The sequence below is a fragment of the Isoptericola sp. F-RaC21 genome, from assembly GCF_038593535.1.
Classification (GTDB): Bacteria; Actinomycetota; Actinomycetes; order Actinomycetales; family Cellulomonadaceae; genus Isoptericola.
Map to the genome: position 1 here is coordinate 195,372 of NZ_JBCFYX010000001.1, position 21,259 is coordinate 216,630.

The window sequence follows — 21,259 nt, forward strand, 5'->3', positions numbered from 1 at the left end:
GCCACCACCGGGAGGGCCGGGCCTCTGCGGTCGCTACTCCCGAGGGCGCCGTCGCGCCCAGGACGACGTGATGTGCTCGCGCATCGCGGCGTCCGCGCCGGCCGCGTCCCCGGCGACGAGCGCCTCGAGGATCCGCGTGTGGCCCTCGTGCGTCGAGCGGACGTCGTCGACGCTGGGGGAGCCGCTGTACTGCGGGGTGTGCAGCGCCTTGCCCTGCACGCTGGACACGATCGCGCGGCCGAACGCGTCGCGCGACGCGCGGTGGATCAGCTCGTGGAACTCGACGTCGACCCGGGCGTAGGCGGTCGGGTCGTCGACCAGGTCGGCCAGCTCGTCGAGCTTGGCCGTGAGCGCGGCGCGCTGCTCGGCGTCGAGCAGACCGGCCGCCCGTCGCGCCATCGCGCACTCGAGGGTGGTCCGGATCTCGATGAGGTTGTCCAGGTAGACGAGCCGGTCCTCGCGCTGGAAGAGGGCGTCGAGGACGAGCGGGTCCAGCAGGCTCCACTGGTCCTGGTCGAGCACGATCGTGCCCCACCCCTGCCGGGAGGCGACGAGGCCCTTCTCCGCCAGGGCGGTGGTGGCCTCGCGGATCACGGTGCGGCTGACCTCGTACCGCTCGCACAGGGCGCCCGCCGGGGGGAGGGCGGTGCCCGGGGGGTACTCGCCGACGACGATCGCCGTGACGAGGCTCTTCACCACCGCGGCGGCGAGCGGCGGGCGGTGTCGCTGGGGGCGGGGCACCGCTCCGGCGGTCGAGGGCGTCGTTGTCATGTCGTCCGGGCTCCGTTCTGCGTCGCGGCCTGCGCTGACGGCCACCCCGAGCGTAGCCGAGGCTTGCGCACTCATCACTCGTATCATAAGTTATGACTCAGCCGTCAGGCTCAGCGAGGCGCGGGCACCCAGCCGTTGCACCTCCCACGACCGGCCTCGAGACGCGCGCCGACGGCGGCGCGCGCGGATCAGGAGCAGCGGATGCGCATCACGGGATACCGGACCCTCACCACCGTCCACCGATGGGGACGTCCGGTCGGTGACGTCAACGGCGTCGTCGCGGACGGGGTGACCGAGGTGCCGCTCGTGCTCCTCGAGACGGACGCCGGGGTCACCGGCGTCGGCCTCGGCGCGAGCGGCGATCTCGACCTCGTCTTCGGCGCCCTCGAGGGGCAGGACCCGCGCGCGGTGACCGCGCTCTACGACCGGATGCTCGCGTTCGTCTTCAAGTCCGGGCACGCGGGCAGCACCTTCGGCACCATCGGCGCCTTCGACATGGCCCTGTGGGACCTCAAGGCCAAGCTCGCCGAGGAGCCCCTGTGGCGCACCCTCGGCGCGTCCGACCGCTTCGTGCCCGCCTACGCCTCCGGCCTCGAGTACGCGCTGCCCGACGACGCGCTCGTGGAGCTCTACGAGCCCTGGGCCGAGCGCGGCTTCACCGGCGCCAAGGTCAAGGGCGGCCTCGACGTCGACCGCGACGTCAAGCGGCTCGCCATCGTGCGCGACGTCCTGCGCGAGAACACCGACCATCCCGACCTCATGTACGACGTCAACGAGGCGTGGGGGCGCCATCAGGCCGTCCGGTTCGCGCGCCGCGTGGAGGACCAGGTCGACATCATGTGGATCGAGGAGCCGGTGCGCCGGTGGGACGTGGCCGGGCACCGGGCCGTGGCCTCGGAGCTGCGCGCTGCGGTCGCCACGGGGGAGAACCTCACCGGGCTGGAGCAGTACGGGCCGCTGCTCGACCGGGACGCCGTGGGCGTCGTGCAGGCGGGCAGCGTCTGGGGCATCACGCACTTCCTGCGCGTCTCGGTGCTGGCGCTCGGCCGGGACCTGCCCGTGAGCCCGGTGGGCTACAACGCCAACCCGGTCGCGCACGCGTCGGCCGCCGTGCCCAACCACCTCGTCACCGAGGTGCAGGACCTGTCGTTGCCCGTGGGGCTGCACGTCGACCAGGAGATCCAGGACGGCGGGATCGTGCTGGGCGACGCGCCCGGCCTCGGCATCGAGGTCGACGAGGGGCTCATCGCCGCCAACCGGGAGTCGGGCACCTGGGCGGTGCCCTCCGGCCCGCACGTGCGGCCCGTCGACGCGGGGCTGCGCCTCGCGCGCCGTCGAGCGGGCGAGCGCCCGTGACCGGGACCCCCGAGCGGCCCGGCGCGCGGCCGCGCGCCGTCCTGGCCTTCGACCCGCCCGAGCTCGTGGAGCAGATCTTCGGGGCCGAGGGCCTCGCGCGCCTCGGCAGGGCGGTCGACATCGACCCGGAGGTGGTCTCCGAGGCGGCGACCCCCGGCGCCCGACGCCGGCTGGCCGCCGCCGAGCTCCTGGTCGCCGGCTGGGGCGCCCCGCCCGTGCCGGCGGACCTCGTGCCGGGGCTGCGGGCGGTCGCCTACGCGGGCGGCGTCGCGCGCACGTGCCTCGCCGACCCGGCGGCGCTCGCGGCCCGCGGCGTGACGGCGTCGAACGCCCGGGCCGCCAATGCCGTCCCGGTCGCCGAGTACGCGCTCGCCATGATCCTGCTCGCCAACAAGAGGGCGCACGCGGCCGAGCGTGCCTACCGCGAGCGGCGGACCGCGCCCGACGCCGAGCGCCTGCTCACCGGCGCCGGGAACTACCGGCGCACCGTGGGGATCGTCGGGGCCTCGCTGGTCGGCCGCCGCGTCGTCGATCTGCTGCGACCGTTCGACCTCGAGGTGCTGCTGTACAGCCCGGAGCTGGCGCCCGGCCCGGTGCCGGGCCTGCCCGGGGCTCGGGCGGCGGGCCTCGACGAGGTCGCCGCGCGCAGCGACGTCCTGTCCCTGCACCAGCCGCTCACGCCCGAGACGGCGGGGCAGATCGACGCGCGGGTCCTGGCGCTGATGCCCGACGGCGCCACGCTGGTCAACACCGCCCGCGGCGGCGTCGTCGACGGCGACGCCCTGCTGGCCGCGCTGCGCACGGGGCGGATCGACGCGGTGCTCGACGTCACCGACCCGGAGCCGCCCCCGCCGGACGGCGAGCTGTGGGACCTGCCGAACGTGGTGCTCACGCCGCACCTCGCGGGCTCCACGGGTGCGGAGCTGCGCCGGATCGGCGACTCCGTCGTGGCCGAGGTGGAGCGGTTCGCCCGCGGGCTGCCGTTCGCGCACCCGGAGGAGCTGGTGGCGGCGTGACGAGCACGGTGCGCGAGGATGCGACCCGCAGCAACGAGGCGAGCGACCCGGCAGGAGGACGCATGGTGGCAGGACACGCAGGACCCGACGTCGCGGCGCTCGCGCGCTGGATGCGCACGTGGGTGGGCGACGAGGGGCAGATCCGCGGGTTCCACAACCACAGCGTGTGGGGCACCAACCCGGCGACGTTCATCGACTTCACCAGCGGCCACCAGGCGTTCTCCGCCCCGGCCACCGCGGCGTTCGGCGAGGTGCTCGGCCGGTTCCCCGACGACCGCGGGCTCGACCTGTGGCGCCGGATGATGCTCTTCCAGGCGCGGACCGTGCAGGACGACGGGCAGTTCCGCCACATCGGGTTCCAGGTGGGGGAGTCGGCCACCGCGGGCCTCATCCACAACATGGTGGGCTGCCTCGGCCTGGTCGAGGGGCTGCGGCACGCGGGCCACCTGCTGCCCGACGGCGAGCGCGCCGAGGTGCTGACGTCCGTGCGCCGCAACCTCGACGCGTGCCGGGCGTACGGCGGCGGCCGCCCGACCCCCGACGGCACGGTGAACCAGGAGTACGCGCGGGTCTGGGCGAAGCTCCGGTACACGGAGCTGAGCGGTGACGACGTCTACGCCGCCGAGCTCGAGGACGACCTCGACGCCCTGGTGCGCCTCAGCCACGTGCGCGGCGTGCCCGACGAGGAGTCCGTGGGCGTGTTCCGCCAACCGACCGACCGCGACGGCGGCGGCATCCTCGAGCCCGCCGAGTACTACGGGCTGATGGTGGTGCCGCTGGTGCTGGGCGCTCGCCGGTTCGGCCGGCCCGACCTCCTCGAGGAGGCCGTCGCGATCTGCCGGCACGTCGCGCGCTCCGCCTGGTCCGACGACGCGGGCTGCACGCGGTTCCACCGCTACTGGTACGTGCGGGGCGACGCGCACCTGCTCTCGACCACGCCGATGCTGATCGCGGGGATGGGGCTGAGCCTGTACGGGATCGAGGAGGTGCTGGCCGAGGCCGACGTGCCCGAGCTGGGCGCGTTCCGCGACGCGTGCCTGCGGACCTACGCGCACTACCAGTCGCCCGCGGGCCCGTTCGTGTCCGCCACGGGCTGGCACCACGAGGCCGACGTCGCGCCGAGCACGGCGTGGCACGCGCACGACCTGCTGTTCCTGGCCCGGCACGCGCTGGCCCGGGGCGACGTCGACGCGTCGTTCTGGGACGAGGTCTTCGCCGAGCCCGAACGGCAGGCGGTGATCCTGTCGGACCGGGCGTTCTGGGCCGAGGACGGCGTGCACTGGTGCATCCTCAGCCCGTACACGGCCGGGGACCTCAGCATCTTCGGCCGCAAGGACCGCGACACGTTCGCCCGGTCGTACTTCTCCTGGACGGACAAGGAACCGCTGCCGGCCGAGCTGGAGTACCCCGGGGCGCCGGCGTTCTTCGTGGCGGACGACGGCATCTTCCGGATCGACGACGCCGACCGCCCCGCGGACGTGACCGTCGTCGGCCCCGTCCCATACCGAGGTCGGCTCGACTAGGGGCTGGCGACCCGCCACCTCTCACATGTAGCATGTATGACAAGTGGTCCTCGTGGTCGAGGACGACGCACCCACCCAGGGAGACAACGATGTCAGCAAGGTTTCGGCGCGGCGCGATCGGCGCCTCCGCGCTCGGGCTCGTCCCCGTCCTGGCCCTCACGGCCTGCAGCTCCGGCGACGGCGGTGGGTCGGGCGGCGGCGACCAGGTCCGCATGCTCGTGAACATCACGGACAACCTCACGCAGGCCAAGTGGGACGAGCTCGTCGCCCCCTTCGAGGAGGAGACGGGCATCGACGTCAAGATCGAGGGGCCGAGCGGCCAGTCGGTCGCCGAGACGTTCCCCACGCAGCTCGCGGCGGGCACGGCCCCCGACGTCATCCAGTCGATCTTCCCCACCGAGGACACGGCCCCCGAGATCCTCGACCTCTCGGACCAGGACTGGGCGCAGGACACCCCGATGGCCGACCTGTACTCCACGGACGGCACGATCAACGTGGTCGGCGTGGGCATGCAGGCCCAGTCGCTCCTGTACTACAACAAGGACCTCTTCGCGAAGGCCGGCATCACCGAGCCGCCCGCCACCTGGGAGGAGATGGACGCCGCCCTCAAGGCCCTCCAGGACGAGGGCGTGAAGAAGCCGATCGGGTTCGCCTCCGAGTGGGCCACCGGCGTCCAGGTGCAGGAGATCTGGCACCCGCAGCAGAACCTCACCACCCCCGGGTGGCAGCAGGCCGTGGCGGGCGGGTCCTCGACCCTCGGCGACCAGTTCCAGCCGATGTTCGAGCACGTGGCCGACTGGATCGACGCCGGCTACACCACGCCCGACGACGTCGCCACGGACAGCGGCACCCAGGAGGCGAACTTCATCGCCGGCGACGTCGGCATCTACCCGATGGGGTCGTGGTTCACCACGACGCTCGCCGCGTCGCCGCCCGACTTCGAGGTCGGCGTCTTCGCGCCGCCGGTCGACGACGCCGCCGACCAGCCCGGGCCGATGGGCGCCACGATGGCGTTCCCGTACATGGTGTGGAACGGGACGCAGGCCAAGGACGCGGCCACGCAGCTCGTGGAGTACCTCGTGACGGACGAGGACGCGATCGCCGCGCAGGCCCAGATGGACAACTTCAACCGCGAGGGCCTGGACACCGGCGACAACCCGTACGCGGGTCAGGTCCAGGAGCTGCTCGACGCCGCGCCGTCGCTCGTCGTGCCCGGCAACCAGACCGTGGGCGACTTCGCGCTGCCGGTGGCCGGGTTCAACGAGAAGTTCACCGAGGTCGCGCAGGGGCTGTGGCAGGGCACGTCGCCGGCGGACGCCGCCGCCCAGCTCACGTCCTGGTACGACGCGGAGGCAGCGGGCTGACATGGCTCGAGCGAGGACGGCACGCGTGCTGGGAAGGCGAGGCGCGCTGGGCCGGGGCCTGATGACGGTCCCGGCGGCGCTGATCTACATCGGGCTCATGGTGGTGCCGGTCGGGTACGCGGTCTACTACTCGTTCACCGAGTACAACGGCATCCCGAGCCAGTCGCCCGAGTGGGTGGGGCTGGAGAACTACACGCGGATCTTCGCCGACCCGACGGGCGACATGCACTCGTCCCTGTGGGTCACGGGGGTCATCGCGGTGGTGGGGGCGTTCGCCGTCAACGCGATCGCTCTGGGTCTGGCGCTGCTGCTGCGGCGGACCACGCCGTTCACCGCGTTCGCGCGGGTCGTGATGTTCTACCCGCACGTGCTGTCCGCGCTCATCGTGGGCTTCCTGTGGCAGGCGATCCTCGGCCCGCAGGGGGCGGTGAACAACCTGCTCACCGGCTCCGGCCGGTCGGCCCTGCCGTTCCTGTCCGACCCGGGCTGGGCGCTCGCGACGATGATCGCCGTCATCGTGTGGGCCCAGCTCGGCGTCCAGCTCGTGCTGTACCTGGCCGGGCTGCAGGCCGTGCCGGCGGACCTCCAGGAGGCGGCGACGCTCGACGGCGCCGGCAAGGTGCAGGTCTTCCAGCACGTCACGTGGCCGGCGCTCGCGCCCACCGTGACGGTGACGATCGTGACGTCGGTGCTGTCGCTGCTGAAGACCTACGAGGTGGTGCTGGGCCTCACGAACGGCGGGCCCGGCGACGCCACGCAGACCTGGGCCTACGAGATCCTCGCCGTCTCCTTCGCCAACAACAAGGTGGGGCTGGCGTGCGCGCAGGCGATGCTGCTCATCGTCGTCGCCGGGATCCTGTCGTTCACGATCATCGCGCTGCGCAGGCGCGCCGAAGAAGGAGCGGAGGCGCTGTCATGAGCGTGTCGGGCAGCCGGACGGCGAGGTCGCGCGCGACCGTGCGCACCGTGGCGATCGCGGTGCTGTCGGTGGCCATGCTCGTGCCGCTGTACATCGTCGTCGTCAACGCGTTCAAGCCGCAGCAGGAGATCCTGCTGTCCCCGCTCGGGCTGGACCTGGGCACCGCCACGACGCAGTTCCTCCAGGACGCGTGGACCAACCCGAACTTCCCGGTCGTCTCGGGCTACGCCGTGACGCTGTTCCTCGTCGTCGCGTGCAACGTCGTGGCGATCGGGGTCTCCGTCCCCACCGCGTACGTGATCGCCCGCACCCCGACCGTGCTGTTCCGGGTGCTGCTGATGTTCTTCGTCGCGGGCATGTTCATCCCGGCGCAGATCATCCTGGTGCCCGCGATCTTCGTGCTCAAGGCCCTGCACCTCATGGGGACGCTGCCGGGGCTGGTGCTCTTCATGTCGTCGACGATGATCCCGTTCACCCTGTTCATCTTCACCGGGTACATCCGCATGCTGCCGCGCTCGCTGGACGAGGCGGCGGCGATCGACGGCGCGAGCCAGCAGCGCGTGCTGTGGCGGATCGTGTTCCCGCTCATGAAGCCGATCGTCGCGACGGCGTTCATCCTCAACGCGCTCAGCGCGTGGAACGACTTCGTCAGCCCGCAGCTCATCCTCGGGCCCGGGTCGTCGTTCCGGACCATCACCACCGGCGTGTACGCGGCCGTGTCCTCGTACACCACCAACTACGAGATCGTGTTCCCCACCCTGCTGCTGGCGGTGGTGCCGATCCTGCTCATCTTCGTCCTCATGCAGCGGCACGTCATGAGCGGCCTGTCCGCCGGCGCGGTCAAGGGCTGACCCGCGCACCCCACCCGTCCCACACTCGTCCAGGAGGACCGCATGACCCTCGACTTCACCGACCCGGCGCAGGTCGCCCGCGCGATCCAGTACACGAACGTCAACCCCGACCTCACCCGCGACGGCGTGACGAAGCACCTCGAGACGTGCGCGGCCTACGGCTTCGACGCCGCGATGATCGCGCCCTACTGGGTGCCGCTGGCGAAGGACGTGCTCGCGGGCACCGGGGTCAAGGTCGCGTCCACGCTGAACTTCCCCATGGCCAACGACACGCCCGAGATGCGGCTGGCGGCGCTGCGGGTGCTGGTCGCCACCGGCGTGGACGAGTTCGACTTCCCGCCGCACCCGGGCCTGCTGCTCGGCGGCGACGAGGACCTCTACGCCCGCGACGTCGAGGACGTCGTCCGGCTCGCGCACGCGGAGGGCGTGGCCGTGAAGGTCATGCTCGAGTTCGGCTTCCTGCCCACGGACGACCTCAAGGTCCGCGCCACGCGGATCGCGTACGAGGCCGGCGTCGACTGGGTGAAGCAGTCGTCGGGCTGGGGCAAGGGTGGCCTGGAGGCCACCGAGCACGACGTGCGCCTGCTCGCCGCGACCATCGAGCCGCCGTGCAGGGTCAAGGTCTCCGGCAAGGTCAACTCGCTCGAGAAGATGCGGCGCCTGTTCGAGGCGGGGGCCGAGCTGGTCGGCACCAGCTCCGGCCCGGCCATCGTCGACGGGCTCGTCGGCGACCCGGACGCCTACTGACGCACGGCACGCACCGACGACACGGCACGGCACGACACGGAGGAGAGCGATGAGGCTCACGGTGGTGGGGAGCTACGCCAAGGCTCTCGTGATGACGGTCGACCGGCTGCCCGAGGCGGGGGAGACGCTGCTCGGGCGCGAGTACCGGGAGACGTACGGGGGCAAGGGCTCCGACATGGCCGTCCAGGCCGCGCGGCTCGGTGCCGAGGTGACGTACGTCGGGGCGGTGGGCGACGACGCGCGCGGCGCGGAGTTCCGCGCCCTGCTCGCGGCCGAGGGCATCGACGGCAGCCGGGTGACGGTCGACCCTGCGGCGCCCACCGGCGTGGGGTTCATCGTCAAGGACACCGCGGGACGCAACCTCATCGTCGTCGACAAGGGCGCCAACGACCGGCTCCTGCCGGCGCTCCTGGACGCGTCGGCCGACGCGCTGCGCGGCGCGGACGTCGTCCTCGCCCAGCTCGAGGTCCCGCTCGGCTCGGCGCTGCACGCGCTGGGCGTCGCGCGGTCCGCGGGCGTCACGACCGTGCTCAACCCGGCGCCCGCCGTCGACCTGCGCGGCGCCGACCTCTCGGCGGTGGACGTGCTGACCCCCAACGAGCACGAGGCCCGGGTCGCGCTGGGTCTGCCGCCCGGCGACCCGACGCCCGTCGAGGAGCTCGCCCGGCGGCTGCTCGCCCTCGGGCCGCGGGCCGTCGTCGTCACCCGCGGCGAGGACGGCGCGCTCGTGGTCGACGCCGCGGGCCCGACGGCGGTGGCGACCGCGGCGGTCGACGTCGTCGACTCCAACGGCGCGGGCGACAGCTTCAACGCGGCGCTCGCCGTCGCGCTGGGGGAGGGGCGCGACCTGCGCACGGGCGCCGCCTTCGCGAGCGTCGTGGCAGCGCTGTGCTGCGAGCACTGGGAGACGGTGCCGTCCTACCGGACGCGCGCCGAGGTCGAGGAGTTCCTCGACCGCACCGACGACCGTGCGAACAGGGCCGCGGAGCCGGCCGGGACGAAGGAGAGCGCATGAGAAGCGGACGGATCCTGCACCCCGGGCTCGCCGGGGCGCTGGCCACCCTGGGGCACACCGACGTCGTGCTGGTCACCGACGCCGGGTTCCCCATCCCGCGGGACGCGTACCGCGTCGACCTCGCGCTCACGCGCGGGCACCTCGACGTGCGGACGATCCTGCGGGTGCTGCTGGAGGAGGTCTTCGTCGAGGAGGTGCACCTCGCCACCGAGGTGAAGACGCACCACCCGCGGCTGTACGGCGACGTGCAGGACCTCTTCACCGGTTCGGGCGCCACGTTCCACGGCACGACGCACGAGCACCTCATCGAGCACTGGGCGCCGCGCGCCAAGGTCATCGTGCGCTCGGGCTCGTTCGAGCCGTGGGCCAACTTCGCGCTCGTCGCGTCGACCGCGCCGTTCGAGTGGTTCGCCGACGACGACGTGACGATCCTGCCCGAGTACGTCGAGCGGCGGCGGCTGATCACCGAGGGCGTGCGACCCGAGCTCGCGTAGCACGCCCCCGGCGACCGGCCGGGTGACCGTCAGGCGTCGCCGAGCGCCGCCAGCCAGTCGGCCCAGTAGGCCTTCCAGGTCTCGGCCTCGGCCGCGGACCCCAGCCGTTCGTGGGTGACCGTCAGCCGCAGCCGCGAGCCGGCCGGGTCCATGGAGAACATCGCGACGCCGTGCCCGCCGCCGTCGTCGGCCACCCCGAACCGCGGCCGCTGCACGCCCGGCCGCGACCGGGGCGTGAGGGTGAGGCCGGGCACGAGGTCGGCGCGGTCGGCGTCGTCGTCGAGCAGCGCCCGCAGCGCGGCGGGGTCGACGTCGAGCAGCCGCGAACGGCTGACCGAGAACGTGCCGTCCGGCCGCTGGCCCGGCACCCGCAGACCGGTGATGCGCTCGTAGCCGACCGTGACGGACTGGGCCCACCAGCCGGAGACCCCGTGCTCGTCGACGACCCAGGCGGCGATGGCGGTGTGCCCGGCGTCGCGGCCCGGCCCGGCGTCGACGAGCGCGACCCACTCGTCCCACCCGCGGCCGGTGTTCTCGCGGATCGCGTCGTCGGAGACGTCGGGCTCCGAGACCCAGGCGCGGGCGGGGGTGGTGCCGGGAGGTCCGGCCTGGGTGAGGAGGGTGCGGCGCGCGGCGCCGTACTTCTCGCCGGTGGTGGCCATGCGCGCGCGGACGCGCTTCTTGAACGACTCCTGCGTGGTCATGAGGACTCCTGCGTGCTCGCTCGGTGCGCCGCCCGCGGCTCGCGCCCGCCGGCCGGGCACCTTCGAACACGGTGTCCTGGCCACGTCGAGCACTCGAGGTCCCCTCTGCCCCCACCGCTCGCGCGGTCCCGGCGGCGCGAGCGCCGGTCCGGGGGTCGGGCGGGACGCGCCGCCCTGCCTGCCACGATAGAGGCTGCCCCTGACCGGCGCGCGTCGGCGGCCCGTGCGACTCTCGTCGCATGTCCACCTCTCCCGGGCGCGCCCCGGTGACCCCGCTCGTCGACCTGCACGGCCGGTCGGCGTGGAGCGTGCTCCCGCCGCTCATCCTCGGCTTCTTCATGATCATGGTCGACACGACGATCGTGAACATCGCCATCCCGACCCTGACCGAGCAGTTCTCCGCGTCCCTCATCGAGGTCGGCTGGGTCAACAGCGCCTACCTGCTGTCGTACGCGGTGCTGATGCTCCTCGCCGGCCGGCTCGGGGACCGTTACGGGCAGAAGGCGGTGTTCATCACCGGCCTGATCGTGTTCACGACCTTCTCGTTCCTGTGCGGGTTCTCCGGCAACATCGGCTCGGAGCCGGAGATCGGCTGGCTCATCGGCTTCCGGGTGCTCCAGGGCATCGGCGCGGCGCTGATGACCCCGCAGACGATGTCGATGATCACGCGCGTCTTCCCGCCCACCCAGCGCGGCGCCGCGATGGGGCTCTGGGGCGCGACGGCGGGCGTCGCGACGCTCGTCGGCCCGCTGCTCGGCGGCGTCTTCGTCGAGACGATCGGCTGGGAGTGGATCTTCTACGTCAACATCCCGGTGGGCGTCGCGGCCCTGTGGTTCGCGGTCGCGCGGCTGCCGCACCTGCCGTCGCACGGCACGACGATGGACCCGCTGGGCGTGGTCCTGTCCGTGGTGGGCCTCGCGGCCCTGGTGTTCGGCCTGCAGGAGGGCGAGAACTTCGACTGGGGGCACATCTGGGGGCCGTTCTCGGTGTGGACCGTCGTGGGCCTCGGGGTCCTCGTGCTGGCGGTGTTCGTCTGGTGGCAGCACCGGCAGGGCCCGCGGGCGCTGCTGCCGCTGCGGCTGTTCCGCTCGCGCAACTTCTCGCTCGCGAACGTGGACGGCATGGTCGTCACGTTCGCGATGATCGGCATCTTCTTCCCGCTGACGATCTTCCTGCAGTCGATCCTCGGCCTGACGCCGATCAACGCGGCGCTCGTGATGATGCCGGGGTCGCTCGTGTCCGGCGTCGTCGCGCCGTTCGCGGGCCGGCTGTCCGACCGGGTGCCCGCCAAGTGGGTGGTCGCGGCCGGGTTCGCCGCCATCGCCGGCGCGGTGCTGTGGCTCGCCGCGGTGATCGACCGCGACCTGTCCCCGTACGCGCTGCTGTGGCCCATGGCGCTGTTCGGCGTCGGCACCGGGCTCACGTTCTCCCCGCTGTCCAACCTGGCCACGTCGGGGCTCGACGCCCGCACGGCCGGCGCGGGCGCGGGGGCGTTCAACACCAACCGTCAGGTGGGCGGCGTCATCGGGTCCGCCGTCGTGGTCGCGACCCTCTCGGCGCGCCTCGGCGTCACCGTCCCGGCGGCCGCGCAGGACGTCGCCGCGCAGCTGCCCGAGCAGTACCGGCAGGCGTTCGTCGACGGCATCACGCAGGCGAGCGGCGGCCTGGGCACGACGGCGGTCGGGTCGGTGCAGCTGCCCGACTCGGTGCCGGCGTCGGTCGCCGAGCAGGTCGGGGCCGCGGCCCAGCAGGCGTTCTTCACCGGCTTCGCCGAGGCGGCGGCGCAGACGCTGCTGCTCGTGGGCGTGGTGCTCGTCGTCGGGGTGCTCTGCGCGGCGGCGATGTCGCCCGTGCAGCACCGCGAGCAGGAGGGTGCCTGATCGCTGGTTGAGCCTGTCGAAACCTGGCTCGCCGGGTGTCGACAGGCTCAACCAGCGGAGGTGTCAGGCCTTGATGTCGCCCGCGAAGTCGACGTCCTTGGTCTCCTTCTGCAGCCACAGCGCGACGAAGGTGACGATGCCCATCACCGACAGGTAGACGCCGACCAGGACGGGGGAGCCCGCCTTCTCCCACAGCCACACCGCGACGAACGGCGCGACGGCGGCGCCGAGGATCGACGCGAGGTTGTACGCCACGGAGGCGCCCGTGTAGCGCACGTTCGCGGGGAACAGCTCGGGCAGCAGCGCCGCCATCGGGCCGAAGGTCAGGCCCATCAGCATGAAGCCCAGGATGAGGAGCGACTGCACGCCCACGGTGCCCCCGGCGAACAGCGGCACGAAGAGCAGGCCGAACACGACGATCGCGCCCGTCACGACGAGCAGGAAGGGCCGCCGGCCGAACCGCTCGGTGAGCGGGCCGGACGCGAGGGTGAAGAGGCCGAAGAACACGCAGCCCACGATGAGCATCCAGAGGAAGTCGATCTTCTCGTAGCCCAGGCCGGCGGGGGCGGCGTCGGTCGGCGCGATGCCGTAGTTCAGCGTGAACGTGGTCATCAGGTAGAAGAGCCCGTAGGTCGCGAGCATGATGAACGTGCCCGAGACGATCTTGCGCCACGAGGTGCGGAAGACCTCGGCCACCGGCACCTTCGCCACGGCCTTGGCCTCGACCACCTTGGTGAAGGCGGGCGTCTCGATCAGCTTGAGGCGCACCCACAGGCCGACGATGACGAGGATCGAGCTCGCGAGGAACGGCACCCGCCAGCCCCACGACGTGAACTGCGCGTCGCTCAGCGTCTGGGACAGCCCGATGAACACGAGGTTGGCCAGGATGAAGCCGATCGGCGCGCCCAGCTGCGGGAACGTGCCCCAGATCGCGCGCTTGCCCGCGGGCGCGTTCTCGGTGGCGAGCAGCGCGGCGCCGCCCCACTCGCCGCCCAGGCCGAGGCCCTGGCAGAACCGGCACAGCACCAGGACGAGCGGCGCGAGGACGGCCCAGCCCGGGTTCGTGGCGGCGGGGATGAGGCCGATGACCACCGTCGCGATCCCCATCGTGAGGAGCGACGCGACGAGCGTCGTCTTGCGCCCCACGCGGTCGCCGAAGTGGCCGAAGAGCACCGAGCCGAGCGGGCGGGCGACGAACGCGACGCCGAACGCGGCGAACGACGCGAGCAGCGCCGTCGTCCCGTCCTGGTTCGGGAAGAACAGCGCCGGGAACACGAGCGAGGCCGCGGTCGCGTAGGCGTAGAAGTCGTAGAACTCGATGGAGGTGCCGATGAGCGACGCGACGATGACGCGGCCGCGCGAGTTGACGGCCGGCGTCGGCGTGCTGGGGGCGCCCGACGTGACGGAGGTGGTCATGGTCACCGACGGTACGACCGACGTCCCGCATCATGAACAGTTGTCTCAGGATACGGATCCGGCCCCGCTGCGTGCCGGTGCCCGCGGCGTGAAGGTGTGGTGAACGTGAATAAGGCCGCGGGGGCGGGTGTTGGCACCACCGTGCCGGGCGAGGCAGGATCGACGGCGCGCTGGGACGACGACCTCCGGTCGGCACCGACGGCACGCGAGATGGACGGCATCGGGCATCCCAGGACCACTGCATCCGTAACGACGGGACGAACACGACGACATGAACGATCTGCTGCACGTCAACGGCGGGACGCCTCTCGAGGGCACGATCACGGTGCGGGGGGCGAAGAACTTCGTCTCGAAGGCGATGGTGGCGTCGCTGTTGGGGGAGTCGGCGAGCGTGCTGCGGAACGTGCCGCAGATCCGTGACGTGGGGGTGGTCACGGGGTTGTTGGAGCTGCACGGGGTGACGGTGAAGTCGGACCCGGATGCGGGGATCCTGGACCTGGATCCGTCGAACGTGGAGTCGGCGCACGTGGCGGACATCGATGCGCACGCGGGCTCGAGCCGGATCCCGATCTTGTTCTGCGGGCCGCTCCTGCACCGGTTGGGGGAGGCGTTCATCCCGGACCTGGGCGGCTGCCGCATCGGTGACCGGCCGATCAACTACCACCTGGACATCCTGCGCCAGTTCGGTGCGGTGGTGGACAAGATGCCGAACGGGATCCAGCTGCGTGCGCCGCGCCGGCTGCAGGGCACGAAGATCTCGCTGCCGTACCCGTCGGTGGGTGCCACGGAGCAGCTGCTGTTGACGGCGGTGCGTGCGGAGGGCATCACGGAGCTGACGGGTGCGGCGATCGAGCCGGAGATCATGGATCTGATCGCGGTGCTGCAGAAGATGGGCGCGATCATCTCGGTGGATACCGACCGGGTGATCCGGATCGAGGGTGTGGATCGCCTGGAGGGCTACTCGCACACGGCGTTGGGTGATCGGATCGAGACGGCGTCGTGGGCGTCGGCCGCGTTGGCCACGGGCGGGGACGTGACGATCAAGGGTGCGACGCAGCCGGAGATGATGACGTTCTTGAACACGTTCCGGAAGGTGGGCGGCCGGTTCGACGTCGCCGAGGACGGGATCCGGTTCTGGCATCCGGGTGGGGATCTGGACTCGATCGTGCTGGAGACGGACGTGCATCCGGGGTTCATGACGGACTGGCAGCAGCCGCTGGTCGTGGCGTTGACGCAGGCGAAGGGTCTGTCGATCGTGCACGAGACGGTGTATGAGAACCGGTTCGGGTTCACCGAGGCGTTGCGGAAGATGGGTGCGACGATCCAGGTGTACAAGGAGTGCTTGGGGGGTCGGGACTGCCGGTTCGGGCAGCGCAACTTCCATCACTCGGCGGTGGTCTCGGGTCCGACGCCGTTGTCTGCGGCGGACATCGTGGTGCCGGACCTGCGGGGCGGGTTCTCGCACCTGATCGCGGCGCTGGCGGCGCAGGGGACGTCCACGGTGCGGGGGATCAGCCTGATCGATCGTGGATACGAGTCGTTCCAGGACAAGCTCGTCGCGCTCGGCGCGGACGTCACCCGCGGCTGAGGAGCATCGGCTCCCGGGACCGGGAGGTAGGCTCTGGCCCCGTGCCGATCGCCCGTCCTGACTCCCGTGGTTACCGCGTCGTCGCGCGCATCGTGCGGCCCCTGCTGTTCTCGATGGTCCGCTACGACTGGGACGGCGGCGAGGAGAACCTGCCCCGCGACGGCGGGTTCATCGCGGCGGCCAACCACGTCACCGAGTTCGACGCCCTGACGCTGGCGCACTACCTCTTCGACAAGGGCTTCGAGCCGCGGATCCTCGCGAAGCGCGGCCTGTTCACCGCCCCGGTCGTCGGCTCGGTGCTGCGCGCCACCCGGATGATCCCGGTGGACCGCGGCACCGCCGCGGCGGCCCGGTCGCTCGAGGACGCGGGCAGCCAGCTCGGCAGCGGCGCCTGCGTGGCGATCCTGCCGGAGGGCACCCTCACGCGGGACCCCGACCTGTGGCCGATGGAGGGCAAGACCGGCCTGGCGCGCATGGCGCTGGCCAGCCGGCTGCCGGTGGTGCCCGTGGCGCAGTGGGGCGCGCACAAGATCCTGCACCGGTACGGGCGCCTGCTGCGCCCGTTCCCGCGCAAGCGGGTGACGATCGTCGCGGGGCCGCCGGTGGACCTCTCCGACCTGTACGAGCGGCCGATCGACACGCAGACCCTGCGCGAGGCCACGAACCGGGTCATGGACGCGCTCACCGCGCACCTCGCGGAGATCCGGGGCGAGGCGGCCCCGCCCGTCCGCTTCGACCTGCGCAAGCATCCCGAGTACGAACGCAAGCAGACCGTCTACCCGCCCGTGGAGCGCCCATGACGAACCCGACCACCGCACCGTCGCCCGCGAAGCCGGGGGCACCGACCCGTGTCGCCGTCCTGGGCTCGGGGTCCTGGGGGACGACCTTCGCGATGGTCCTCGCCGACGCGGGCTGCGACGTCCGGCTGTGGGGCCGCGACCCCGCCGTCGCCGACGAGGTCACGACGCAACGCACCAACCGCAAGTACCTGCCCGACGTCGAGCTGCCCGCGATGACCGGCACCACGGACGCGGCCGCGGCGCTGGCCGGCGCGCAGATCGTCGTCGTGGCCGTGCCGTCCCAGGTGTCGCGCGCCACGCTGACCGGCCTCCGCGACCTGGTCGAGCCCGACGCCGTGATCGTCTCCCTGATGAAGGGCGTGGAGCTCGGCACCGACGAGCGCATGACCCAGGTCATCGTCGAGGCGCTGGACGTGCCGCTGTCGCGCGTGGCCGTGGTCTCGGGCCCGAACCTCGCGGCCGAGATCGCCCGCCGGCAGCCCACCGCCACCGTGGTCGCCTGCTCCGACGAGTCCGCCGCGCGGTTCGTCGCCGACGCCTGCTCGAACGCCTACTTCCGCCCGTACACCAACGACGACGTGGTCGGCGTGGAGCTGTGCGGCGCGGTGAAGAACGTCATCGCGCTGGCCGTCGGCATGGCCCAGGGACGCGGCTTCGGGTCGAACACGGTCGCGACCGTCATCACGCGCGGCCTCGTCGAGATCACCCGGCTCGGCCTCGAGCTCGGCGCGGACGCGGCGACCTTCGCCGGGCTCGCGGGCATGGGCGACCTGGTGGCGACCTGCACCTCGCCGCTGTCGCGCAACAACACCCTCGGCCGCCACATCGGCGAGGGGATGACGCTGGAGGAGGCGGTCGTCGCCACCGGCACGACGGCGGAGGGCGCCAAGTCCTGCCGCTCGGTGCTCGACCTCGCCGCCAAGCACGGCGTCGACATGCCGATCACCGCGGGTGTCGTCGCGGTGCTCTACGAGGGCCTCCCGGTGGAGGAGATGGCCCGCGGCCTGCTCTCGCGGCCGCAGAAGTCGGAGGGCGTCGACGGCTGACGGCCGGCTCCCGGCGGCGCGCGACGATCAGTCGTCGGCCGGGTCCTGCACGTCGACGACGACGCGTGCCGGGTCGTCCAGCGCGAACACGCGGAACGGCAGGCCCGGCTCGTCGACGCCCACGAACGCCGTCGTGTACCCCTCGAACCAGAACCGGTAGACGACCTCCTCGACCGACTCGGTCCCGTCCGGCTCGATCGGGTCGCCGGCGTACTCGGTGATGTCCGGCTCCGCGCCGGGCGTCGCCATCCCGGACAGGCGCACCTGCAGGACGCCGTCGCCGTCGACGCGCACCGGGTCGCCGCTGCCGTCGTCGGCGGCCGCGTCCACGTACTCCACGCGCCAGCCGGGGGCGCCCTCCCCCTCGAGGTCGAAGACCACGCGGTCGAAGCCGCTGTGCCGCCCGACCCGGACGTCCGTGACCACGAGCGCGGCGTCGGCGCTCGGGTCGGCGGTGTCCGGGGTGGGGTCGCCCAGGAACGGCTCGTCGGTCGCAGGCTCGTCGCCGGTGGTGTCGTCGAGTGGCACGTCGCTCGGGGACGCGGCCGGGGACGTTTCCGGCGAGGCAGACCCCTCGTCGGCCGGTGAGGGGGCGGGGGACGGGGTCTGCCCGGACCCGGGGCCGTCGATCTCGGGGCCGTTGTCGGCGCACCCCGCGAGCGCGAGGGCGAGCAGCCCTGCCGCGGCCGCCCCGGCGACGCGGCGACCGGCGGTGGTCCTGGTGCTGGTCACGGCGCCCTCCCGGTGCTCGGCCGCGGTGCGGCGGTGGCACGACGGTACGCACGCGCGCCCGAGCCTGCACCGCGTGGCGCCGGTCAGCCGGCGGCGGGGTGGGCCGCGGAGCGCAGCGCCTGGTCCAGCGCCTGATCGAGGTCGGCCCAGAGGTCCTCGACGTCCTCCACGCCCACGGACAGCCGCAGCAGGTCCTCGGGCACGGTGGGCGACTCGGTCGCGAACCTCCGGCGCCGCTCCAGCGTGGACTCGACCCCGCCGAGGGACGTGGCGGGCACCCAGAGGCGCACGGCGGCCACGACGGCGTCGGCCGCGGCGGCGCCGCCGTGCGGCCGGACGCCGAGGATCGCGCCGAAGCCGTTCATCAGGCCCGCCGCGCGCTCGTGCCCCGGGTCGGTGGGCAGCGACGGGTGCCGTACCTCGGCCACGGCGGGGTGCGCGGCGAGCCGGCGGGCGAGCTCCGCGGCCGAGGCGTTCGCGCGCTCCACGCGCAGGTGCAGCGTGCGCAGGCCGCGCAGGGCCAGCCACACCTCCAGGGGGCCGGGGATGGCGCCGTGCAGCGTGCGGTAGGCGCGCAGACCCGCGGCGAGGTCGTCGTCGCGCGTGACGGCGGCGCCGAGCACGACGTCGGAGTGGCCGGCCAGGTACTTGGTCACGGAGTGCACGACGACGTCGGCGCCCAGGTCCAGCGGTTGCTGGCCCAGCGGCGTCGCGAACGTGTTGTCGACGACGGACCGCACCCCGCGCTCGCGCGCCGCCGCGAGGATCGCGGGCAGGTCCGCCACCTCGAGCATGGGGTTCGTGGGCGACTCCGCCAGCAGCACGTCGGCGCCGTCGAGGGCCGCGACGACCTGGGCGGTGTCCGCGATGTCCACGCGGCGCACGTCGACGCGATGCTTCGCGGCCAGGTCGTCGAGGTAGCCCAGCGACACCTGGTAGGCGTGCCGCGGCACGACGACGGCGCCGCCGTCCGGCACGTCGCCGATCGCGGCGATCACGGCCGCCATGCCGGAGCCGAAGACGACGCCGTGCGCCGCGCCCTCGAGCGCCGCCAGCGCCTCCTCGAACGGGTGCCAGGTCTCCGTGTCCATGCGGGTGTAGAGCAGCTCGCCCGGGGCGGTCACCCCCTGGTTGACGTACGTGGAGCTGAGCACGACCGGCGGGTTCACCGGCCCGCCCTGGACGCGGGGCGGGCGGCCCGCCGTGACGGCGAGGGTGGCGGGGGAGAGCTGGTCGTGCGTCATGGGCGCAGGTTACGACGTGCGATCCCGCAGGCGCGCGGCCGGCTCGACCCGCAGACACCACGATCGGCGCCGGCGCCCCGGGAATGAACCTCCGGCCCGATCGCTTGTGCGACGTGTGACCCAGGCGACGAACTCTCCCCAGGCCGGCCCCGCGCTCGGCTCTCTCGACCTCGCCGGAGCGCCGCTGGTGCTCGGCGGCAACGTGTTCGGCTGGACGGCCGACGACCCGGCGTCGTTCGCCGTCCTCGACGCGTTCGCCGACGCGGGCGGCCGGCTCGTCGACACCGCCGACGTCTACTCGGCCTGGGTGCCCGGCAACTCCGGAGGCGAGAGCGAGCACACCATCGGCCGCTGGCTGGCCCGCACGGGCCGCCGGGACGACGTGCTGATCGCCACCAAGGTCTCGCAGCACCCGGACTTCCGCGGGCTCGCGGCGGGGACCGTGCGCGCCGCGGCGGAGGCGTCGCTCGAGCGGCTCGGCACCGACCGCATCGACCTGTACTACGCGCACTACGACGACGGCGCGACGCCGGTGGAGGAGGTCGCCGCCGCGTTCTCGGCGCTCGTCGACGACGGGCTGGTGCGCGAGATCGGCATCTCGAACTCGACGCCGGAGCGCATCGACGCCTGGTTCGCCGCCGCCGAGCGCGACGGCCTGCACCGGCCCGTGGCCCTGCAGCCGCACTACAACCTCGTGGAGCGCGGCTTCGAGCAGGACCTGCGGCCGGCCGCCGAGCGGCACGGTCTCGGCGTGCTGCCCTACTACGCGCTCGCCTCCGGGTTCCTCGCCGGCACCTACCGCGACGGCGAGTCGCCCGACAGCCCGCGGGCGGGCAAGGCCGCCACCTACCTCGACGACCGCGGCCGCCGCGTGCTCGCGGCGCTCGACGACGTCGCCGCCGCGCACGACGTGCCGGTCGCGTCCGTGTCGCTGGCCTGGCTGCGCGCCCAGCCCACCGTCGTCGCGCCCATCGCCAGCGCGCGGCACGTGGGCCAGCTCGACGCGCTGCTGCGCTCGATGACGCTGGAGCTCACCGCGGACGAGGTGGCCCGCCTGGACGGCGCCTCCGCCTGAGGCTCGGGCGGCGCCCGGCGCCGCCGCGCGCGGGGAGAATGGACCCATGCCCGAGCAGACCGACCCGTCGTCGCGCGCCCGCCCGCACGCCCTGGCCGACCCGCTGTTCGCCTCGCTGGGTCGGCGGTTCCGCTGGACGAACGACGGCCTCGCGGCGTTGCTCGCGCTGCTCCCCGCCGTCGGCGCCGTCCTGCTGCTGCACTACGGGGCCCGCGAGTGGAACCTCGTACGGTGGGAGTGCGCCGCCGCGAGCTGCGCCTCCGACGACTTCGCGGCCGGGACCCCGCTGCTGGGCGGCGGCATGCTGCTGGTCGCCGCCCTGATGAGCCGCCGCGCCACCCGGCGCGCGTCCTTCGGGCTGGCGCTCGTGGCCGGTGCCGGCGCCCTGCTGTGGGGCTGGCACGAGGCCGTCGCGCAGCACCTCGCGACGCCGGAGCAGGTGCACCTGCGGGTGGTCCTGGCCTGGGCGGCCGTGGGCGTCGGGCTCGTCGGCGCGGTGGTGGGGCTCGCACGGGGGCCGATGCCGGCCCGGCCCGAGCCCGCCGCGTCCCCGGAGGCACCGCAGCCGGCCGCGCCCCCGCGGGCGGCGGACGAGCCTCGGAGCAGTCGGGACGACGTCGTCGACCGGCTGGAGCGCCTGGACGCCCTGCACGCCGCCGGGTCCCTCACCGACGCCGAGTACGCGAGCGCCAAGGCGCGGGTGCTGGCGGACGGCTGA

20 protein-coding genes are annotated in these 21,259 nt (G+C 73.2%); 15 read left to right on the plus strand and 5 right to left on the minus strand.

Going from position 1 to position 21,259, the window contains the following annotated elements; genetic code table 11:
- Window positions 1-33 precede the first annotated feature (33 nt).
- Window positions 34-771: a FadR/GntR family transcriptional regulator gene (locus AAG589_RS00865; protein ID WP_430565363.1), complete on the minus strand. Its 738-nt coding sequence runs from the start codon at window positions 769-771 to the stop codon at window positions 34-36.
- A 201-nt stretch (window positions 772-972) separates the two neighbouring features.
- Between AAG589_RS00865 and AAG589_RS00870 the strand changes: the two genes are divergently transcribed.
- From AAG589_RS00870 to rbsD, 9 genes are all read left to right on the plus strand, one after another.
- Window positions 973-2,127: a mandelate racemase/muconate lactonizing enzyme family protein gene (locus tag AAG589_RS00870; protein WP_430565364.1), complete on the plus strand. Its 1,155-nt coding sequence runs from the start codon at window positions 973-975 to the stop codon at window positions 2,125-2,127.
- Window positions 2,124-3,143, plus strand: a complete 1,020-nt coding sequence (locus AAG589_RS00875; RefSeq protein WP_430565365.1) for a hydroxyacid dehydrogenase — start codon at window positions 2,124-2,126, stop codon at window positions 3,141-3,143. Before AAG589_RS00870 ends, AAG589_RS00875 begins: the two co-directional genes overlap by 4 nt.
- A 62-nt stretch (window positions 3,144-3,205) precedes the next feature.
- Entirely contained in the window at window positions 3,206-4,666 is a 1,461-nt protein-coding gene (locus tag AAG589_RS00880) for a hypothetical protein (RefSeq protein WP_430565366.1), read from the plus strand.
- Between the two features lie 89 nt (window positions 4,667-4,755).
- Complete coding sequence (locus AAG589_RS00885) at window positions 4,756-6,030, plus strand: ABC transporter substrate-binding protein (protein ID WP_430565367.1); 1,275 nt, start codon at window positions 4,756-4,758, stop codon at window positions 6,028-6,030.
- A gap of 25 nt (window positions 6,031-6,055) precedes the next feature.
- Window positions 6,056-6,949 (plus strand): carbohydrate ABC transporter permease, encoded by an 894-nt coding sequence (locus tag AAG589_RS00890; protein WP_430565368.1) that lies wholly within the window; start codon window positions 6,056-6,058, stop codon window positions 6,947-6,949.
- Window positions 6,946-7,800, plus strand: coding sequence for a carbohydrate ABC transporter permease (locus tag AAG589_RS00895; protein ID WP_430565369.1), 855 nt, complete (start codon window positions 6,946-6,948; stop codon window positions 7,798-7,800). The genes AAG589_RS00890 and AAG589_RS00895 overlap by 4 nt, the downstream gene beginning before the upstream one ends.
- Before the next feature lie 42 nt (window positions 7,801-7,842).
- Entirely contained in the window at window positions 7,843-8,547 is a 705-nt protein-coding gene (deoC, locus tag AAG589_RS00900; RefSeq protein ID WP_430565370.1) for a deoxyribose-phosphate aldolase, read from the plus strand.
- 49 nt (window positions 8,548-8,596) lie between these two features.
- Window positions 8,597-9,562 (plus strand): ribokinase, encoded by a 966-nt coding sequence (locus AAG589_RS00905; protein ID WP_430565371.1) that lies wholly within the window; start codon window positions 8,597-8,599, stop codon window positions 9,560-9,562.
- Window positions 9,559-10,056, plus strand: a complete 498-nt coding sequence (gene rbsD, locus AAG589_RS00910; protein ID WP_430565372.1) for a D-ribose pyranase — start codon at window positions 9,559-9,561, stop codon at window positions 10,054-10,056. Before AAG589_RS00905 ends, rbsD begins: the two co-directional genes overlap by 4 nt.
- Window positions 10,057-10,085: 29 nt before the next feature.
- Here the strand turns inward: rbsD and AAG589_RS00915 are convergent, their stop codons facing one another.
- A complete protein-coding gene (locus AAG589_RS00915; protein WP_430565373.1) occupies window positions 10,086-10,760 on the minus strand; it encodes a DUF4287 domain-containing protein in 675 nt (224 codons plus the stop codon).
- 239 nt (window positions 10,761-10,999) lie between these two features.
- Here AAG589_RS00915 and AAG589_RS00920 point away from each other — a divergent pair, with 239 nt between their 5' ends.
- Window positions 11,000-12,640, plus strand: a complete 1,641-nt coding sequence (locus AAG589_RS00920) for a DHA2 family efflux MFS transporter permease subunit (protein ID WP_430565374.1) — start codon at window positions 11,000-11,002, stop codon at window positions 12,638-12,640.
- Window positions 12,641-12,703: 63 nt separating this feature from the next.
- Here the strand turns inward: AAG589_RS00920 and AAG589_RS00925 are convergent, their stop codons facing one another.
- On the minus strand, window positions 12,704-14,056 hold the full coding sequence (locus AAG589_RS00925; protein WP_430565375.1) for an MFS transporter: 1,353 nt from the start codon (window positions 14,054-14,056) through the stop codon (window positions 12,704-12,706).
- 271 nt (window positions 14,057-14,327) lie between these two features.
- Between AAG589_RS00925 and murA the strand changes: the two genes are divergently transcribed.
- From murA to AAG589_RS00940, 3 genes are read left to right on the plus strand one after another with little or no spacing between them, the layout of a single operon-like run.
- The gene (gene murA, locus AAG589_RS00930; RefSeq protein ID WP_430565376.1) at window positions 14,328-15,644 is read left to right on the plus strand and encodes a UDP-N-acetylglucosamine 1-carboxyvinyltransferase; all 1,317 of its coding nucleotides are present in this window, start codon (window positions 14,328-14,330) and stop codon (window positions 15,642-15,644) included.
- A gap of 41 nt (window positions 15,645-15,685) precedes the next feature.
- Complete coding sequence (locus AAG589_RS00935) at window positions 15,686-16,444, plus strand: lysophospholipid acyltransferase family protein (RefSeq protein ID WP_430565377.1); 759 nt, start codon at window positions 15,686-15,688, stop codon at window positions 16,442-16,444.
- Window positions 16,441-17,490 carry an NAD(P)H-dependent glycerol-3-phosphate dehydrogenase gene (locus tag AAG589_RS00940; RefSeq protein ID WP_430565378.1) on the plus strand — a complete coding sequence of 350 codons (1,050 nt, stop codon included), beginning with the start codon at window positions 16,441-16,443 and terminating at the stop codon, window positions 17,488-17,490. Before AAG589_RS00935 ends, AAG589_RS00940 begins: the two co-directional genes overlap by 4 nt.
- 27 nt (window positions 17,491-17,517) lie before the next feature.
- Here the strand turns inward: AAG589_RS00940 and AAG589_RS00945 are convergent, their stop codons facing one another.
- Both AAG589_RS00945 and AAG589_RS00950 read right to left on the minus strand, forming a co-directional pair.
- A complete protein-coding gene (locus AAG589_RS00945; RefSeq protein WP_430565379.1) occupies window positions 17,518-18,222 on the minus strand; it encodes an AMIN-like domain-containing (lipo)protein in 705 nt (234 codons plus the stop codon).
- 83 nt (window positions 18,223-18,305) lie between these two features.
- Window positions 18,306-19,466 carry a trans-sulfuration enzyme family protein gene (locus tag AAG589_RS00950; RefSeq protein WP_430565380.1) on the minus strand — a complete coding sequence of 387 codons (1,161 nt, stop codon included), beginning with the start codon at window positions 19,464-19,466 and terminating at the stop codon, window positions 18,306-18,308.
- Between the two features lie 115 nt (window positions 19,467-19,581).
- On the opposite strand from AAG589_RS00950, the gene AAG589_RS00955 reads away from it, so the two are divergent.
- Both AAG589_RS00955 and AAG589_RS00960 read left to right on the plus strand, forming a co-directional pair.
- Entirely contained in the window at window positions 19,582-20,541 is a 960-nt protein-coding gene (locus tag AAG589_RS00955) for an aldo/keto reductase (protein ID WP_430565381.1), read from the plus strand.
- 46 nt (window positions 20,542-20,587) lie between these two features.
- A complete protein-coding gene (locus tag AAG589_RS00960) occupies window positions 20,588-21,259 on the plus strand; it encodes an SHOCT domain-containing protein (protein ID WP_430565382.1) in 672 nt (223 codons plus the stop codon).

Excerpts from the sequence above, each read along its gene's own strand:
- AAG589_RS00865 (WP_430565363.1), bottom strand. The coding sequence starts at position 771 with ATGACAACGACGCCCTCGACCGCCGGAGCGGTGCCCCGCCCCCAGCGA.
- AAG589_RS00870 (WP_430565364.1), top strand. The coding sequence starts at position 973 with ATGCGCATCACGGGATACCGGACCCTCACCACCGTCCACCGATGGGGA.
- AAG589_RS00880 (WP_430565366.1), top strand. The coding sequence starts at position 3,206 with ATGGTGGCAGGACACGCAGGACCCGACGTCGCGGCGCTCGCGCGCTGG.
- AAG589_RS00885 (WP_430565367.1), top strand. The coding sequence starts at position 4,756 with ATGTCAGCAAGGTTTCGGCGCGGCGCGATCGGCGCCTCCGCGCTCGGG.
- AAG589_RS00895 (WP_430565369.1), top strand. The coding sequence starts at position 6,946 with ATGAGCGTGTCGGGCAGCCGGACGGCGAGGTCGCGCGCGACCGTGCGC.
- deoC (WP_430565370.1), top strand. The coding sequence starts at position 7,843 with ATGACCCTCGACTTCACCGACCCGGCGCAGGTCGCCCGCGCGATCCAG.
- AAG589_RS00905 (WP_430565371.1), top strand. The coding sequence starts at position 8,597 with ATGAGGCTCACGGTGGTGGGGAGCTACGCCAAGGCTCTCGTGATGACG.
- rbsD (WP_430565372.1), top strand. The coding sequence starts at position 9,559 with ATGAGAAGCGGACGGATCCTGCACCCCGGGCTCGCCGGGGCGCTGGCC.
- AAG589_RS00915 (WP_430565373.1), bottom strand. The coding sequence starts at position 10,760 with ATGACCACGCAGGAGTCGTTCAAGAAGCGCGTCCGCGCGCGCATGGCC.
- AAG589_RS00920 (WP_430565374.1), top strand. The coding sequence starts at position 11,000 with ATGTCCACCTCTCCCGGGCGCGCCCCGGTGACCCCGCTCGTCGACCTG.
- AAG589_RS00925 (WP_430565375.1), bottom strand. The coding sequence starts at position 14,056 with ATGACCACCTCCGTCACGTCGGGCGCCCCCAGCACGCCGACGCCGGCC.
- murA (WP_430565376.1), top strand. The coding sequence starts at position 14,328 with ATGAACGATCTGCTGCACGTCAACGGCGGGACGCCTCTCGAGGGCACG.
- AAG589_RS00940 (WP_430565378.1), top strand. The coding sequence starts at position 16,441 with ATGACGAACCCGACCACCGCACCGTCGCCCGCGAAGCCGGGGGCACCG.
- AAG589_RS00950 (WP_430565380.1), bottom strand. The coding sequence starts at position 19,466 with ATGACGCACGACCAGCTCTCCCCCGCCACCCTCGCCGTCACGGCGGGC.
- AAG589_RS00960 (WP_430565382.1), top strand. The coding sequence starts at position 20,588 with ATGCCCGAGCAGACCGACCCGTCGTCGCGCGCCCGCCCGCACGCCCTG.